The sequence below is a fragment of the Fibrobacter sp. UWB13 genome, assembly GCF_900177805.1.
GTDB lineage: Bacteria > Fibrobacterota > Fibrobacteria > Fibrobacterales > Fibrobacteraceae > Fibrobacter.
Genome location: NZ_FXAX01000001.1, coordinates 357,920 through 374,826, shown reverse-complemented (window position 1 = coordinate 374,826; position 16,907 = coordinate 357,920). Strand labels below are relative to the sequence as shown.

Annotated in this window: 8 protein-coding genes; 4 read left to right on the top strand and 4 right to left on the bottom strand. The window is 45.0% G+C overall.

What is annotated here, in order from left to right; translation table 11 throughout:
• Positions 1–78: 78 nt before the first annotated feature.
• The gene (locus B9Y77_RS01670; RefSeq protein WP_254899882.1) at positions 79–609 is read left to right on the top strand and encodes a hypothetical protein; all 531 of its coding nucleotides are present in this window, start codon (positions 79–81) and stop codon (positions 607–609) included.
• Between the two features lie 178 nt (positions 610–787).
• Here B9Y77_RS01670 and B9Y77_RS01665 read toward each other — a convergent pair whose 3' ends face one another.
• The 3 genes from B9Y77_RS01665 to B9Y77_RS01655 form a co-directional block, all read right to left on the bottom strand.
• Positions 788–1,387, bottom strand: a complete 600-nt coding sequence (locus tag B9Y77_RS01665) for a superoxide dismutase (protein ID WP_085490222.1) — start codon at positions 1,385–1,387, stop codon at positions 788–790.
• A gap of 285 nt (positions 1,388–1,672) precedes the next feature.
• Positions 1,673–2,170 carry a hypothetical protein gene (locus B9Y77_RS01660; RefSeq protein ID WP_085490221.1) on the bottom strand — a complete coding sequence of 166 codons (498 nt, stop codon included), beginning with the start codon at positions 2,168–2,170 and terminating at the stop codon, positions 1,673–1,675.
• An 11-nt stretch (positions 2,171–2,181) separates the two neighbouring features.
• Positions 2,182–2,742 carry a hypothetical protein gene (locus B9Y77_RS01655; protein ID WP_085490220.1) on the bottom strand — a complete coding sequence of 187 codons (561 nt, stop codon included), beginning with the start codon at positions 2,740–2,742 and terminating at the stop codon, positions 2,182–2,184.
• Positions 2,743–2,858: 116 nt separating this feature from the next.
• Between B9Y77_RS01655 and B9Y77_RS01650 the strand changes: the two genes are divergently transcribed.
• The 3 genes from B9Y77_RS01650 to B9Y77_RS01640 are packed head-to-tail and all read left to right on the top strand — an operon-like array spanning position 2,859 to position 5,352.
• Positions 2,859–3,374: a hypothetical protein gene (locus tag B9Y77_RS01650; protein WP_085490219.1), complete on the top strand. Its 516-nt coding sequence runs from the start codon at positions 2,859–2,861 to the stop codon at positions 3,372–3,374.
• The gene (locus tag B9Y77_RS01645) at positions 3,374–4,339 is read left to right on the top strand and encodes a glycosyltransferase (protein WP_085490218.1); all 966 of its coding nucleotides are present in this window, start codon (positions 3,374–3,376) and stop codon (positions 4,337–4,339) included. The genes B9Y77_RS01650 and B9Y77_RS01645 overlap by 1 nt, the downstream gene beginning before the upstream one ends.
• 32 nt (positions 4,340–4,371) lie before the next feature.
• Positions 4,372–5,352: an O-fucosyltransferase family protein gene (locus B9Y77_RS01640; RefSeq protein ID WP_254899881.1), complete on the top strand. Its 981-nt coding sequence runs from the start codon at positions 4,372–4,374 to the stop codon at positions 5,350–5,352.
• 65 nt (positions 5,353–5,417) lie between these two features.
• Here the strand turns inward: B9Y77_RS01640 and B9Y77_RS01635 are convergent, their stop codons facing one another.
• On the bottom strand, positions 5,418–16,745 hold the full coding sequence (locus tag B9Y77_RS01635) for a T9SS type A sorting domain-containing protein (RefSeq protein WP_085490216.1): 11,328 nt from the start codon (positions 16,743–16,745) through the stop codon (positions 5,418–5,420).
• Positions 16,746–16,907 lie beyond the last annotated feature (162 nt).

The following is a 16,907-nucleotide window of genomic DNA, read 5'->3' as shown; positions in this document are numbered from 1 at the left end:
GTTTACAGTTTTGCAAGAAAGATGATATATTATAAGTACTCTTTTTAAGGAGAACGGAGAAACTCAATTTTTTAGGGTATGGAGATTAAAATGGAAGAACAGAACATCCATTCGGCAGAAATGCAAAAGCAAATGAGAAAGGAGGGGCTAAAAATTGCATTTATCATGGCGCTTTTGATGAGCTTCGGGCTTTCGCTTACCGGTCAGCTGATGGCGGAACACCCGCCCGAGATGCCGACAATCGCAATTGTCATTGGATTCTTAAAATGTTTCGCATTAAGCTTTGTGATTAGCTTTGCGATTGGCTTTTTCGTGCCAATTCCCAAGGTGAATGCAGCCCTCGCCCGCAAGTTCCACCTGCAGCCGCGTACCCCAAAGGCACATTTCGTGGAATCGCTCGCTTCGAACTTGATTTACACGCCGCTTATCACGACGGCAATGGTCTGCTTTGTGTACTTCACGATGATGCCAGAAGGTCACAAGCCGCCGTTCCTTGCGATGTTCATCTTTTCGCAGGTCGTTTGCCTTGTCGTAGCGCAAGTGCTGATTATGGTGTTCGTGCCGATTATCATGAAGCTTGTGCTGCCGAAAATGCCACCACGACAATAGCAGTAGACAGTAGGACAAATGTATAGGTTGAGTGTCGCGACCAAGCTTGCTTGGACATGACCGAGACCAGCATTTGGTACTTAAGCGTAGCGAGAGTACAAGTAGGCGGTAGGAAGTAAAATTTAAAAGTAAAAACGCACGGGATGACCCGTGCGATTTTTGTTGTTGAGAAATGGTTTTAGCCGAGGCGTTCGTTTACAACATCCCAGTTGACGATACTCCACAGCGACTTCAGGTAATCCGGACGACGATTACGGTAGTCTATGTAGTAGGCGTGTTCCCACACATCGAACGTAAGAAGCGGTTTGAGTCCCTTGGTGATCGGGTTCTGGGCGTTGCCCTCCTGCGTAATCACAAGCTTGCCCGTATCCAAAGCCGAAAGCCAGACCCAACCAGAGCCAAAAAGCCCCGCACCCTTCGTCTGAAATTCTTCCTGGAACTTTTCAAACGATCCAAAATCACGTTCAATCAACTTTGCGATTTCACCCATCGGGACATTGCTCATCGTCGGTGCCTTGAACTGCAAAAAATACATAGCATGGTTCAAAATCTGCCCAGCGTTGTTGAACACGCCACCTTCGGACGTTTTTACGATTTCTTCAAGAGACTTGCCTTCGAAAGCGCTCCCCGGAAGTGCTGCATTGAGATTATTCACATAAGTCTGCAAGTGCTTGCCAAAATGAAAGAGCATCGCCTCCTGACTTAATGCAGGAGCCAAATCAGCCATTCCGTACGGAAGCACTGGCATTTCAAATTTTCCATTGACTGGTTCAAACATGAAGAACCCTCCTTTTTTGGATAGTTTTTATCATTGCTCAAAGTAAATATATACTCGTCCAGCGCACTATCGTATCAAAAAAGTAAGAAACGATTATTCCATATTATACCTTAAAACAATAGATCCCGGCACAGAGGCCGGGAAAACAGCATAAAAGGAGATGCCCGCTTACTTCGACTGCGCTCAGCACAGGCTCCGGCGGGCATGACTAGGGCTGTATAAAAAGGCGATGCCCGCCAGAGGCGGGCATAACTCGAGGATGACAAGGTTGGGCGCAGCTAGGCGTTATTCTTCAGCGCCTTCTTCGTCGGCACCTTCATCGCTAACAGCTGCAGCTGCGGCGGCATAATTGCCGAGCAAGATGCTCACGTCTACAGACTGGAGGTCAGCAAGGCTCTTCACGCCCGTTTTCTTGTCTTCTTCGACCTTGCCGAAGTTAGCGACAATGACGTTTGCGGAGCTTGCTTCAAAGCGGCGAGTCTTATTGGCGAGGCTCATGTTGCCCTTTGTTGCCGGGAAGAACTTGGCTTCGAGCCTTGCCATGTCCTGGGAGGTTCTCACAGTCTGGAGAGCACCGCAAGCGATGGCCCAAGTGGACTTGTTCATTTCGATGCCGTTGTTCACCAAATCAAGCACCATGGAGTTACCCTTGAAGGACTTGTTTGTCGTGGCTTCGTAATGTTCCCTAGCCTGGTTGACATAGTTACCCTTCTGCATGAAGAGCATGGCTATAACGCCAAAAACGAGAACGGTAAGAGCAATGGAAATATTCTTTAAATTCATGACGTTCTCCCTTATTCAAAATGGTATTCAGCCGGCTTTTCAATCTTGAGGCTGTTTGCAAGGTTATACTGGACCAATGCGCTGTAGTCAACGTTCTTGAGCTTGCCCTTGGCATAGCTGAACTTCACAACGCAATTCTTACCGCAAGCGACTTCCTTAGAACCCTTTTCGTTCTTGAGGAGAATCGAGCCTTCAGCAAGGCCAGCCTTCTGGAAAATGCCGTTCTGCACAGCGTCATTAATGCCAGCGCCAGTGTAAAGGTGAGAAATCTGCTTGAAGCGAGCATCCTTGTCGGATTCGATAGCAGCAAGAGCGCTCTTGAATGCGGCTTCGCTCTTAGCACCGGAGAGCACCGTGTAAACAAGCTTCCAAGCCATGCTGTACTGGTCCACAGAACGCCACTGTTCCACGAGAACCTGAGTATTCTTTTCCAAATAAGCCGATTCCTGTTCGTTTGCGGTACGCTTTGCCTGTTCCTCATAGCCGCCCTTGAGCGTCATCAGGATAATGATGAGAGCGACGAGGATGACAACGTCAGCCACGACGAGGATCTTCATTTTCTTTTTATCCATAGTATTCCTTTAGAAAAAGTCGTTTCAGAAACAATCTAAACTTTAATTTAAAAAAATCAAGCAAATTTAAAGTAAAAATAGAGAACTTACGCGCCTATTTTTTATATTCTTCTCGTATGAGCGAAGATATTTCCAAATTACCCTCCCAGATTATCTACAATAACCTCAAGGAAATGATGCGTGCCAAGAATACCGCGCACGAATCCATTTTCAAGTTCCACTGGAAAAAGATGTGGCCGTTCAGCCTTATTTGGCCGCAGGTGGATTTTGTCCGTATCGTAAGGCTCATGGACGAACTGCGCAAGAACGTCGTTTCACAAAAAGCGCTCATCAAGGAAGCGAAGTCCAAAGCTAAGCCGTACGAAAAAACGTTTCTCGACACCGTGCCAGCTTATTTAGACAACTTTGACACCTCTTGCAAGTGCCTTGCCGATGTCGCCCAGTGGAAGCAGGACATGCTCGAAAAGAAGCTTCACCACGATGTGAAGATGATACGCGACGTTTCGGAATACAACAACATTCTCAAGGCATACGAGAAAGCCCAAAACGATCTTGTGCAGGCAGGAGCATTTGTTCGTGCCGGCTGGGTCGAAGTGATTCAAGGCATCACAAAAGAGGGCGAAGGCAAATAATGCCAGCCGTAAGCGTCATCATCCCCATGTACAACACCGAGGCATTCATCAAGGATTGTCTCGACAGTCTCGTTGCACAGACTTTTACGGATTTTGAAGCTATCATTATCAACGACGGTTCGACCGATGAAAGTGCGCGAATTGCCGCCAGCTACGCCTCATCCGATGCCAGGTTCAGGCTTATCGGACAACCGAACAAAGGTCCGTCTGAAGCCCGCAATACGGGGCTCAAGATTATGCGAGGGGAATACGTTACGTTTATCGATAGCGATGACTGCGTAGCACCGAACTATCTTGAAGCGCTCATTTCCATAGCAAAGGAACACGAAGCAGACATCGCATGCTGTAACCAGCAACAAGTCGAGGAATCGTTCAAAGTCGACGGCACTACAGTCGAGGTTGCAAGTTCTGCAAGCATTACCGCTGAAGACGCCACGAGAACAGCCTTGTACCAAGACAAAGTTCCTGACTATTCCGCATGGAACAAGCTGTACAAATCAAGTCTCTGGAAAAACAAGTTTTTCCCAGCCGGAACGATCTACGAAGATTTCGCCGTCGTTCCCGAAATTTTGCTAGCAGCCAATAAGGTCGCCATTACAAAATCAAAGCTGTACTTTTACCGCAAGCGCGCCGGAAGCGAACTTGCCACGCAGATAGACCGTCAAAAAATAGTCCTTTTGCTCGACATTGCCGAAAACATTTTTGAAGCCATGAAGCCAAAGTCAAAGGCGCTTTACAAGGCTGCCCGCAGCATGCTCGTGAGCGCGAGTTTTAGCGTCTTGATGCGCACGCAGGACACCGAAGAAGTTGCGGAATACCGCCAAAGAGCTCTTGCGCAGATTCGCAAATACCGCTTTGGCACGTTCTTTGATTTGAGCATTCGCATGCGCAACCGCATGGCAATTTTGATTTCGTACCTCCCCCGCTTTTTGTTCTTCAAGCTTTTGAAGAAAGGTCTTTCGTGATTCCACTCTCGCCCAAAGAAATCATTATTCGCATGGCGCGGTGCGTTCTCGGAGAGGAGCGCGTTCACGACCATTTGATTGAGCGAGGGATTCAGTTAAGGCATTTGCGCGATGGCTACACAGAAAATGGCGAAAGTCGCGACGATAGCGAGACTCGCCAGACGCTCATATTCATGGCAGACGGCAAATGGATGCACGGCGGGCTTACGGACCGGTTGCGCGGAATGGCTAGTGCGTACAAATTCGCCACCGAGCATAATCTCGATTTCAAGATTTATCACACATCGCCGTTTGAACTGCAAGAGATATTGCAACCGAACAAAGTAAATTGGGTTATTGGAGAAAAAGAAATTAGCCACAATTGTGAAGTGGCGAAGCCCGTATTGCTTTACCGAATAGATTTTAAAAACGATTCCGCGCTAGAACGCCAGCTCGATTCGAGCCACAAGCAGTTCCATCTCTATTCGTGCGTAGATACTGTTGGCGAAGAATTCTCTAAATACTTCAACGAGCTTTTCAAGCCTTCGCCCATTTTAGAACAAGAGCTTTCGCATTACGGTGAACTGCTAGGCGAAAATTACACGTCGATTTCGTTCCGCTTCCAGAATAAGCTTGGGGATTTCAAGGAATTCACGTTTAAGGAATTGCCAGAGAAAGGCAAGCGCAAGCTGATGATTGCAGCGATGAATGTTTTGAGGAAGGAGATGCCCCATCATCACCCTCTCGTCAATGAAACAAGTAAAATACTTGTGACGGCGGATAGCCCGACGTTCCTTGCGGAAGTGGAAAAGTTGCCGAACGTCGTGACAGTCAAGGGCAAGAGCATCCACATCGATTTCAACAGTTCCAAGAACGCTACAGATTACATGAAAGCGTTCACGGAATTTTTCCTCATTTCAAAAGCTTCGAAAGCGAAGCTCTACCGCAATCGCAAATACAAGACGTATCCGTCGAATTTCCCGAAGTACGCCGCACTGCTCGGACACGTGCCGTTCGAGATTGTGGAAGAATAAGCAAAACCGCTCGGTGAAACCGAGCGGCTTTTTGCTGTTATAAAGCTTGTGTTGCTAAGCTTGTGCTACTTCAAAAAAATGCGCTGCGATTGCTGCTGAGAGCCGACGCGAACGCGGAGGATGTAAACGCCCTGCTTAGGCAAATTCATCGATACAGCGTTCGTGCCAAAGACAGCCTTTGCAGATTCCGTTGCCCAAAGTTTACCCTTCACATCCAAGAGTTCGACCTTGGTGCGTTCACCCGCAAGGCTTTCCGGTGCATCGAACGACACATGCAACTGGTTGCCCAACTGAGACGAACGGAGACCCTTGATTACATTCTTAGCCACCACTCTTGCAGAGCGAGCCACTCGAACCGTAGCCTTCTTTGAGCTAGAGTTGAGCGACACCTGCAACTTCTTGCCTTCTTGCATTTCGATTGTAACGCCATCGATGATCACATACACGTGGTAACCGAGAGATTTGACACCGTCAACGCCTTCAAGCGTGAGATAGCCTTCGCGAGCATCAGAAGCAGAGAGTTCAAGCGTCCATTCCGTTTCGTCGCTAGCACTCTTGATAGACTTGGCAAGAGAGCGCTTGCCTTCGACAATCGAGAGGTTCACGTGATCACCCATACTTGTAGGCGGTTCATCAGCCACGAACGGATTGTTGCCGACACCCAGAATATTCCAAGAGTCACGCTTGCCATTCTTATCCGAGAGGATAGCCTGCAAAGTCCAGCGGTCCGAAGTCGAAGATTTTGCAAGAGCACTCTTTGCATTAGATTTACCCGAATTATTAGCATTTTCATCCGGTTTCTGATAATCTAAACGCACCGTATCAATTTTAGAAGCATCGACAGAATGGATCACATATACCGGTTCTGCAGAAACTTTCCACTTCGTCTTCTTAGAAACCTTTACCCAAGCAGCTTCATAAGGTGCCAAGTAACGAGTTTCCTTGTATTCACCTTTTTCGCTGTCGTATTGCCAGAAGGTGATTTCGGATTCTTCGTCCACATTCTTGCGAGCCGATTCGTTCATGCTGAACAAATCAACATACCAGCCATGCGGATTGGCAACAAGGTTCCAGCCCGTCGTTACACTATCGAGATTCCAGACAATATCCTTTCCATCATCTTCGAAATCGGTACGCATCACGAGAGAGCCTTCATGCTTAGAGCTGACCCAGACACCGCGAGAAGCGTCAATTTCATCGCCTTGCTTATATGCATGGTACTGCCAAAAATCACCAACGCGGGTTTCATCCCACCAGTAGAAGGAAATGCCTTCATTCCACTGGATCAAAGACGTATCCACCGCCGTGAGTGAAACCATCTGCCAGCGTTCTGCCTTAAGCGAAGCCACCTGAGAATCGACCGTAAATTCCTGACTGTATTCGTCCGTTTCCTTTTCGTCGCCAATCACAACGCGAACCTTGTACTTGCCCGGCTGTAACATACGCAACGTGATTTCATCCGAGAACGCCATCGCTGCAGAATCGGTAAGCACCGTATCCACCACAACAGCATCCTTAGCCACATCGATAATTTCGACCTTGGCAGAAACACCGCGCGTCACTTCGAATTCGCTAGCCTTGATGTTCACACAGATTGTGTTACCGCTCTGAGAGAAGTGCTTGTTCACAATTTCGACAGGCGTCTTGTTCGCCTTACCGAAGTAAGCCTTCAACGTAGCGTTTTTCATGTTCTTCGGCAACTTGTCGCCATCATAAAGCACAGTATCGACCTTCTTACCGTTCATCACGACAAGAGAGTCAAGCGTGTAGCTAGAATCCGGGATTGCCTTCAACGTCCAGTTCTTGCCATCAAGTTCAGCAGGCAACATCATCGTGCCATTCTTATTGAACTTATGCACAAGCGTGGACTTGTCCTTCTTTTCGACAAGCTGCACATCGCCATGTTCCATTTCGACAGTTGCCTTCGTGATGTTACCCGCGCATTCTTCCACATTGGTCGTCCAGCGGGCGTACAACTTGATATTCGACAAGTCGTTCATCGTCGGGTAAACCTTATAAAGCGAATCCACCAAGCGTTCGTTCAAGTCAGTCCAGGCAGAACCGGATTCAGACTGGATGCTCCAACCGGCAAGGCAGCGATCCGTATCGTAGACAAGCGTCGGGAACGAAAGCTTACCATCATCCGAATCAAAGTCACCATGTTTGCTCCAGTCGTCACCATAGAACAAGCCCTTATCCGACGGGATGTCGAACACAAGATGAATTTCCTTGAACGTTGCAAGAGCGGTGATCTTGACATCGCCAGTAATCGGTCTAGTCACATCATTTGCAGTCGATTCCTTCTTACCCTTGGCATTCGTCCAGACTAACGGCAAGCCTTCATCGAGCGTCCAGGAATTAATCACATCAAAATGGGCTGTGACTTCAATATCGTCCGTTGCAGGGACCTTCAAGCCAGTCTTCGGGACAACGATTGAGAACACCGTATCGCCAACATTCTGCGTAAACGTGAGCGTACCCTTGTTTGCGCTATCGGCAGTCACCGTGTAAGTCTTCATAGACTTCTTTTTCCACACGGCATAGAGAGTATCCGTACCGAACGATGCGCCATACTGCATCACAAACTTTTCATATTCTTCGATAAAGCGATCATTAATAGATTGCCATACAAAGTCGTTTTCTCCCACATCAGACTTGAATGCCCATCCCACCAATTCAGCATCGGCACGATAGAGGTCCATCGGCAATTCCTGATTATAAGCGTAGAACATTCCCGGAACCTGATGTGCAAATTCAGTTCCCGCAAATACGTTAGCGTCGCCTACATTGGCATTGAACACAAAGGCAAATTCCGTCGGGATCGCACCCGTCGACAACTGAACATCCGACTGAGCGTCCGACACCGTAAAGAAGCCACCATTGTCAAGGCTAAAGAGCAAGTTGCCGGCAATATCACGACCTGCTATAACATTGTCAAACTGGTAAGCATTCGAGCCTGCAAACGAGACTCCAACTTCAACACCAGCAACCGCAGGAATTTCAACGCCATCTTCAGTCACTTCAAAGCTGTACGTCTTGTCTTCGTACCTGTAAGATATTGTGAATACGCCTTCTTCGGCACTCCAACCTGAGGCGACCTTGAACGTCTTAGGAGTGCAAGCATCACCCTTTTCTTTCCAGACGGCATACAACGTTTCCGTAGACTTGCGAGCCTTTTCGAAGGCATCGAGCGTGCGGAGAGCATCGAGATTAAACGCTTCTAGCATATTTTCGCCATTAGCATCCAAAGCCCAGCCGACAAGGCAAGCATCCGTACGACCCAAAACATCGAGAGACTGGAGGTCCTTAGATTCCGTTGAGCGATTAAGCTCATAAGATTCGTGCTCCTTTATTGCCGGGTTCACAAAGACCATCGCATCTTCAGGAGCGTTCATATCGTAAACGAATTCATAAGAACTCTTGAGGAGCGAAAGTCGAATGGCTTCCATATCCGGTTTAATAGTCAAGAGACTACCCATCCAATCGCTCCATTCCGAGCCCGTGCGATAACCAATACCAGCCGAGGCATCGAGAACAACACCTGCCCCGCTCTTGATTGTGAACGAAACTCCCGTAAACGAGATATCGCCCATTTCGGAAGGCACGAACATCTTGTCAGAGTCGAACGAGTAAGAACGCTCAGCTTCTTCGCCTTCGCCCAAATCAAACTTTCTGGTAAACGTGTAAGAGCCCTTGTCAGCATCAGCAAGTTCCACTTCCACGCCAGGAGTCTGGCACTGAGACCAATTGGCATACAGCTTTACCGGTTTCTTCAAATTCTTGCCAAGTTCTTTAAACTTTTCTATGAAAGGTTCATTCAGTTCAGTATACACGCCGTTCGCATCGTCATCGACATCGAACGTATAACCATTCATGCAAAGACCTTTACGATAGAGCGCAAACGGGAATTCCGTATTGGTGCTTTCAACATTGTAATTAACCGACACATTCCAGTTCTTCGTGTCTTCATCTTCTGCAAACGATTCCTTTGTCATGAGCGGAGTCCAGGAATCACCGAAGTAAGCTTCGCCCGACGAGTTATCGTTAAAGACGAGTTTGTATTCATCCTTTGTCACCTTAGCCGTGAACGAATACACAGTCGTCTGCGGCAGAGTTTCCGGTTTCAAGCGCCATGCACCTTCACTCGGAGTAACTTCGACAGATTCAGAGGTTGCCGGATCCACATAAGAGACCTTGAAGCTCGTATAATCCAAGCTATAGCCAACATCCGCCTTTGTACGGACATCATCCACATAGAAGTCAAAATCTGGACCCGCAAGGGCTACAATCTCGTCCGTAATCACATGGCGCAAAGAATCTTTACCAAACGGCTGATAAACGACAAGCGTTGCGTGTTCCAAGCCACTCTTGAGAGCAGTTGCTCTTATCGGAAGTGTAACCGGGCATTCACGCCAAATGGCATAAAGCGTCGTCGGATGATCTTGATCATTGCTAAAGTCAATATAATTCGACGAATTCAGAGAAACCCAACGCGGGTCGGCATCCGTGAAGCTTTCAGCCTTTACATTGGACCAGCCTGCAAAGCACACATCTGTACGATACGGGCTCCAGAATTCAATTTCGTCATCTGCTTTTACCATTTCAAGGGTTGCTGTTGAAGAAGCGTCAGCCGGCAAATAAGTTTTTGCAGAATCCGCCGCAGAAGTCAAAGACAAATCGTAAGTGACATAGACCGGTACAAGCTCAATGAACTCAACTTTCATTTTCAAATTCGATTTCATATCGATATTTTCGCCTTCAAGCAACGGTACAAAGTTCGCTGCTACGCCAGTCATATCATCATATAACAAGGACTTGAACAAATTGCCGTCCTTAGCATTCGCTTTAAACGAAAGCTTGATACCGAGTTCACTACCATCAGCATCACGCGCAACAGGCACATCGAGATAATATTTATCATTAGCATCTTTCTTAAACGAATGCTTAAGGACAATCGTATCGATAGCCCCCTGAGTTGTTGCCGAAGGATAAGGCAGTTTCTGCACCGCAAAAAGGTCTCCATCACCATCACGATTTAATTGAATCGTATGCTTGTCTACCGTGACGTTTGCAGACGGGCAAGCAGGATTATCGATATCCGGAACAAGCGTATTCACAGCAAGGCTATTTTCTTCCTTGGAGGTCAAGTACTGCAATTCTTGCTGGATATCGAGAGTCTCGTGCGTTAGGCTAGAGCTTTCAAGTTTCCAGTTAATGCGACAGCCATCAGAATTGAGAAGTTTCGGAGCCTTGACATTTTCAGCAGTGACATCGTCCAGTTTATCAAACCAATCCAGTTCTAACTTATTCGTCGATTTATTTTTCTTGTTAGACACATAAATATCAGCATCACGCATATCTTCTGGGATAGCGAAAACAAGGTCGTAATGAAGCTGCGTAACCGTCGGCGTAATCACCATTTTCAAATCATTATAAGATAGATGATTCGCAAGGTTCGTAGTGGAAATTGCCGTAATAATGGAATCCATGTAAACAGAATCATTTACCGTCAGCGGCTTTCCAGACGCCCCAGTGACCATCCATGATTTAGTATAACTATTTTTATGGAAGTCTTCTGCTGATGCGATATAATCATTTTCAGTAGAAATGACATCATGAATACCACTAAATACAGAACCCAAGCCAAACTCAGCATTCCATTCAAGACTATAACCTAAATCAGTCGGTGCAACCGTTGTGCGCATTAATGGAACATTTACAGTTTCGTTGGCATCAATTACGGTTTCATAAACCTGTTTACGCCCCATACCATTAGCATTTTCCAAGAAGCTCTTAACCACGACAGGAGAGGTTCCCTTATTCTCTACTGGGAATTTATATTCAGGGGCTGTGTTACCGAACACATAATACAAATGAATGGTATCGTTATATACAGTTCCAGACTCCAAATCGCTCTTTTCATTGTCAGTCAAACCATCAAGCAGTTCTTCAAAATTGTACAGAACAGCCTTATGGATTGAACTTTGTATTGCATTTTTAGAGTTAATATGATAAAAATCTGGGCTATAGAGCATATACAAATGAGAACTAAAATCGCTCATCACCAACGTTGGATAACCACCACCCATATAATTGAAGGTGTATTCTGTCATAGGAACACCATTGAAATCGATAGAATAGCCATTCCAAGTAGCACCCTCTTTAGGAACTAATACTTCGGAACCATCAAGACAGCCGCTATTACCATTGTCTGAGCACACATGGACGGCAACATCCATCACGAGAGCCTTTTTATACGTATAAACAGTAGGAATATATGCAACATTATAGCTATACACTTGATCCGCATCAAGTTTTGGATAGGACGCATCATACCACAGTCCGTCTTCACCCATAAGCGACTTCACAAAAGCAACATCATCAGGATCGAGCCTACCATCTACATCTGTGAAAAGAACGATACCGCCATCGGGATATTGAGGAATGTATTCCAAAACACGCGAGCCATCCTCAATGGCATCGTTCAAAATCTTTTTAGACGTTTCATCTGCAAAGGTACTGAAAGTTTCATAATCAAAGCTTATGGCATAAACAGGTTTCGATGCTGCACTAGTAGAGCCCTTAAATATTGGCAATCCATCGTTTTCTTCATCCACCAAAGTCCAATACAAAGACGTAGCGCCCATGTTTAAGACAGCAGCCATACGGCGGCTCTTCATCTGTTCCGAAGGAATAACACCGTTGGAATACGATTCCGTAGCAGACTTGTAAACCGGCTTAATAGCATAACGCAAATCGCCATCCGCTTCAAGATCATCCACAGCGTTGCGGAAATTGTGAGTGAAAGAACTACCATCAGCATAAGCACTTGCATCAAAATTCTTCCAATTTTCTACCTTAGTTCCACCCAGCATTCCAATAGGAGCAGTAACGTCATTTTCACTATAATGGTAGTTATCCTTCACATTGAAGAGGTATTGATTATTGTAATCATCGTCCCAATAAACTTCAGCAATCAAGAAGCCACCAACATTAGAAAACTTGACATCACCAATAACATAATTTTGCCACACACTAAGTGTAGTTCCATCTTGCCCACTATAATCTTCTATCAAACCAACAAGCCCACCCGCTTTGTATCCTTCTACAGAACCATCAAAAGCATTACTAACTAACACAGCGCCGGCTCTTCCAATCGAAATCTTACCAATAAGACCACCAGCAAAGTCATCATTTCTAGAAACTACTGTAACATCATACGCTAACAAACCACCAACATTCAAACCATACGAATTGTATTGCGCATAAATCCAACCAAAGGCACCACCAGCCGTTTTTTCAGAAATTACTGTATCTTTTTCCAATATCACATTTCGAATATTTCGCACACCTTCTGCAAAACCAGCAATTGCACCAGCAAATTCACTGCCGATAAATTTGGAATTTTTCACGGTAATATCTGTAATATCACCTTCGTCCGCCGACGTAAGGTCCACCAAAATCAAGCCTGCTCTTTTACCATTAAAGAAGACTTTGTCAAACGAAACATTGGTTAACACGCCTTTTTGATTTGCCATTTTGACAAAACCAACATCAGCAGCAGCATCAACATGGCAAAGTCCCGATATCGTATAGCGTTCATTATCAGCACTTTTGAAAACATCATTTTCGTCCAATTCTAAATATTCACCCCTGAATGCATTAGGAGCATCGTTACAGACGCCATCGGTATTCCCCGCAAAGTCGATATCCGATGTCAGAGTAATCGTATTCTGACCATACATAAACCAAAGCTTGGCATAGCCATATGCATCAACGACATGTTCAATATTCGCATTTGGCTCTTTCTCTCTAAACCAGTATTCAAAACAAGATCCGACGGAAGGCGATTCACCAGCAATAGCTGGATACTGATAGAAAAATAAGTTATTAGAATTTTCAGAATCCGTTTTATAGCAGAAATACTTGACCATACGTTTTGTTAAATAGACATACGTCACATGGTCTGTATATTGCTCAGTAGTACTTATTTTCTGTTGAGGAACTTCGCTGCAGGATTTTTCCCAATTTGTACTTCCCCAATCATTCCGTTTATCATCTTCAATCCAAGAACTACAATCATCCAAAAGGCTATTGACAAAATCAACATCCCCTTGAGCGAGTTTGCCTTCACTATCCGTAAAAAGGACTATACTACTAATATAATTCAAGCCCGCTTCATAAAAACGCAAACCAGCATCTATAGAATCCAGCAATATTTTTTTATGGGCAGAATCTGCCTTAGCAAAGAAAGAGCCGCTGCCATATACATCGAAAGAGACCCTCTTAATCGGGGCACTTTTGCTTACGCTGCCCGCAAAAATCGGCAAGCCTTCATTTTCCCCATCTACTTGGCTCCATGCTTCACCCAAGACTGCAGCCATGCGATGTGATTTAAAGTCCTTATCAGAGACCGCTCCATTACGGATATCGAGATCGCTATGATTACTAGGATCTATAAACAGAGAAGAACCCGAATATTTTAAAGTTCCAGCAGCTTCAATTTCTCCTTCGATAGCATTACGGAAGTTCCTTGATATCAGAGGATTACCTGTCGCCCAATAACCAGGAGAAGTCCAATTTCCAACACCCAGTGTTGCTCCGCCATCATCTTTGCCATAATGGTAGTTATTATGGATACTAAAATCAAAACTATTATTATCTTGATTAATGGCGCCAATCAAATAACCAAGCTTTGCACCCGAAGCGCCCTTGACATTACCTTTTGAATAAGTATCTGTAATATTTAGATTTATCTTGTTATTGGCATTTTCTTCACCTGATGCATAGCCAATAAGCGCACCTGCATAAGAACCACTCCCGCCAGAAACATTGACATCAGCTTCAACTCGATCAAGTTCAAGTTTCAGTGGTTGTATAAATGTATAATCCCAATACCCAATAAGACCACCGGCATACATTTCACCATTAACTTTGACGTCTTCGACAACAACGTTCGTCAGTTCGCCACCGCCGCGACCAAATACGGCACCTGCAGCAAGTCCGTAGAATTCAGAATTAGTTACCTTGATAGAGGCTGAACCAAATCCAGACGCAATTATACCAGCTCCAGTGTGATCATTCGACTTAGTAGTTTTAAAATAGGCATTGTCAAAAGCAAGTTTGCTCATATCGCCTTCAAAGCGTCTGAAAAAGCCCGCACTAGTGTCATATTCTGTAACATAGCAAAGTCCCGAAATCACTCTATAACCGTCATCAGATGCACCAACACCCTGAATGGTATAATCGCCCTTTGTATAAGAATAATTGCTCTGATAATGACGAGAGAAAGTCAGTAACTGATTAAACTCATTTTTCGCTGTTTTACAAGTTCCATCAACATTGCGACCGGCAAAATGGAGGTCACTTTCCACAACAACATGTGCAGTTTTTTTATCATTACGAGAATCCAGCCAATACTGAATTCGGGAGGATGCATCGTCAAAAATCCCGGCAGCAATCTGGTCATGTTGACCACTGCGATCATACCAATAATCATAGCAGGTATAACCTTCAGGCGCAGTTTCGCTACTGTTAATTTGTTTCAAATACAGATACTCATTATCCGCAGAAATTTTAACACAGAACAAGTATTCTTCGCTCGAGCCCGTATTATTCTGATACTGATTCAATGCCGCAGTTTCAAGAATACCATTTGCATATTTATCAGAAGTCGTTGCATCTTCGATATAGTAACCATCGCTACCACTTTTTAAAGAACCATCGGCAACAAGAGAAGTTTGTGCAGATTCGCCATTAACTTCGTTACGGAAGTTTCGCTTGACAACTAAGCCTGTTCCAGTAGCATTTATAGGAGCCGGAGGATTCAACCAGTTAGCCGGATCAATAGAACCTATACCCTTTGCAGCAACATAGTCATTATCACCATAGTGCGAATTATCTGTAATTTGTTTTAATTTGATCTTTGAAGTGACCATCTCGCCCACAAGGTAGCCCATCTTATAACTGTCAGAACCACCAATGACATCGCCCTCCGTAATCGTTTTGTAAATAGACAAATTGCAATTTTCATTTGATGAACTATTCATTAAATTGCCGATGATACCACCAGCCGAGATATTATTTTCATTATCAATGTGGACTTCTATTTTATTATCAACATTGTAAATCTCAACATCAGCACCATCAGTGTTGTTAGCATTATTACCCACATCACAATAGCCAATAAGCCCACCGGCACGAAGACTTGCCGCTATATACCCGTCTTCAGCACCACCTAGTGTTGTAAAGGAACCATGTTCGATAGAAACATCATGAATCAAAAGCTTATGCTCTACAGCTGCCGAACCTAAAGAAGCATCATCACTACCATCGTAAAAGACTTGTCCAAACAGACCTCCAGCATAGGTCGATCTATTCATTCTAAGCCCATTAATTGAAATGTCATGATATTCCTGTTGAACATTCAACGTAACCGAACCTGCGATACCGCCAACATAAGACTGTTGCCCCGTAATGGAACCATATAGATCCACGTTCTCCAACACAAAAGGTCCTGCCGACTTTCCATTATTCTTAGCATTTGAACAGGGATGAACGTTCCCCTGATCCGCATGCAGACAACGGACCGTATTGTCACCGACAATACCGCCAACATAAGAGTTCGTGTTAGAATTACCAACAATTTTGACATTATGGAGTTCAGCACTAGAAATATCGGTATTGCCCTTACCCACAATGGCACCGACATTAGTTCCTTGAAATTCAGAATTAGTCACCTTGACGTCATGGATATAACCGTTAAAGACTCTTGAACCATCTAGACCAGTCACGCCTTCTGCAATAATACCTGCACTAGAATTTGTCGCACTAGCATTTAAATAGGCGTCGTCAAAATTCATATTGTACATAGTACCACTAAACTTTTCAATAAAGGCAACTATTTGAACATTCCCAAAGTGACAAAGTCCAGAGATGACATAGGGTTCATTCGTTTGAGGATCAATCTGAGAATACAAAGTCTGAAAAGAATACAGAGTAATCATCTTGCCTTCAAAGGCGTTATTGCCCTCTGCACAGCCAATGATACTGCGACCAGCAAACTTGATATCCGACGTTACGCGCACAAACGCAATAGCACCTTGTTTTGCGGAAAGCCAATTGTTCAAGTAAGTGCTGGCATCAGCCGGTTCGGAACCGGTCGGGTTTGCCTCATACCATTTATCAAAGCAGACTTCAGTTGCCGCTCGAGAGTCATTTTCCGTTTTTTGGCTAAAGTTCAACCGAGGATAATCGAGATTACCTTCTTTATCTTCATAAAAGCAGAATTGCAAGCCTTCGCCAGAGTCAGCCGCATAGGCAGAAGAAGCTCCAACAGAGGCACTCACAAAGAGGAATGCCGAAAGTACGAATAAAAACGGATTTTTAGACATAAAAAACCTATCTATATTATTACGAAAATAAATATAGCTATCTTACGAAAAGTTTACGGAACGTTTTGTGCCGATTGAGACGGAATGCACGAATGAATAGCAGAAACGAGATGGAGATGCCCGCTCGGTGGCGGGCATGACAATGCAAGGAGCGGGCTTGAT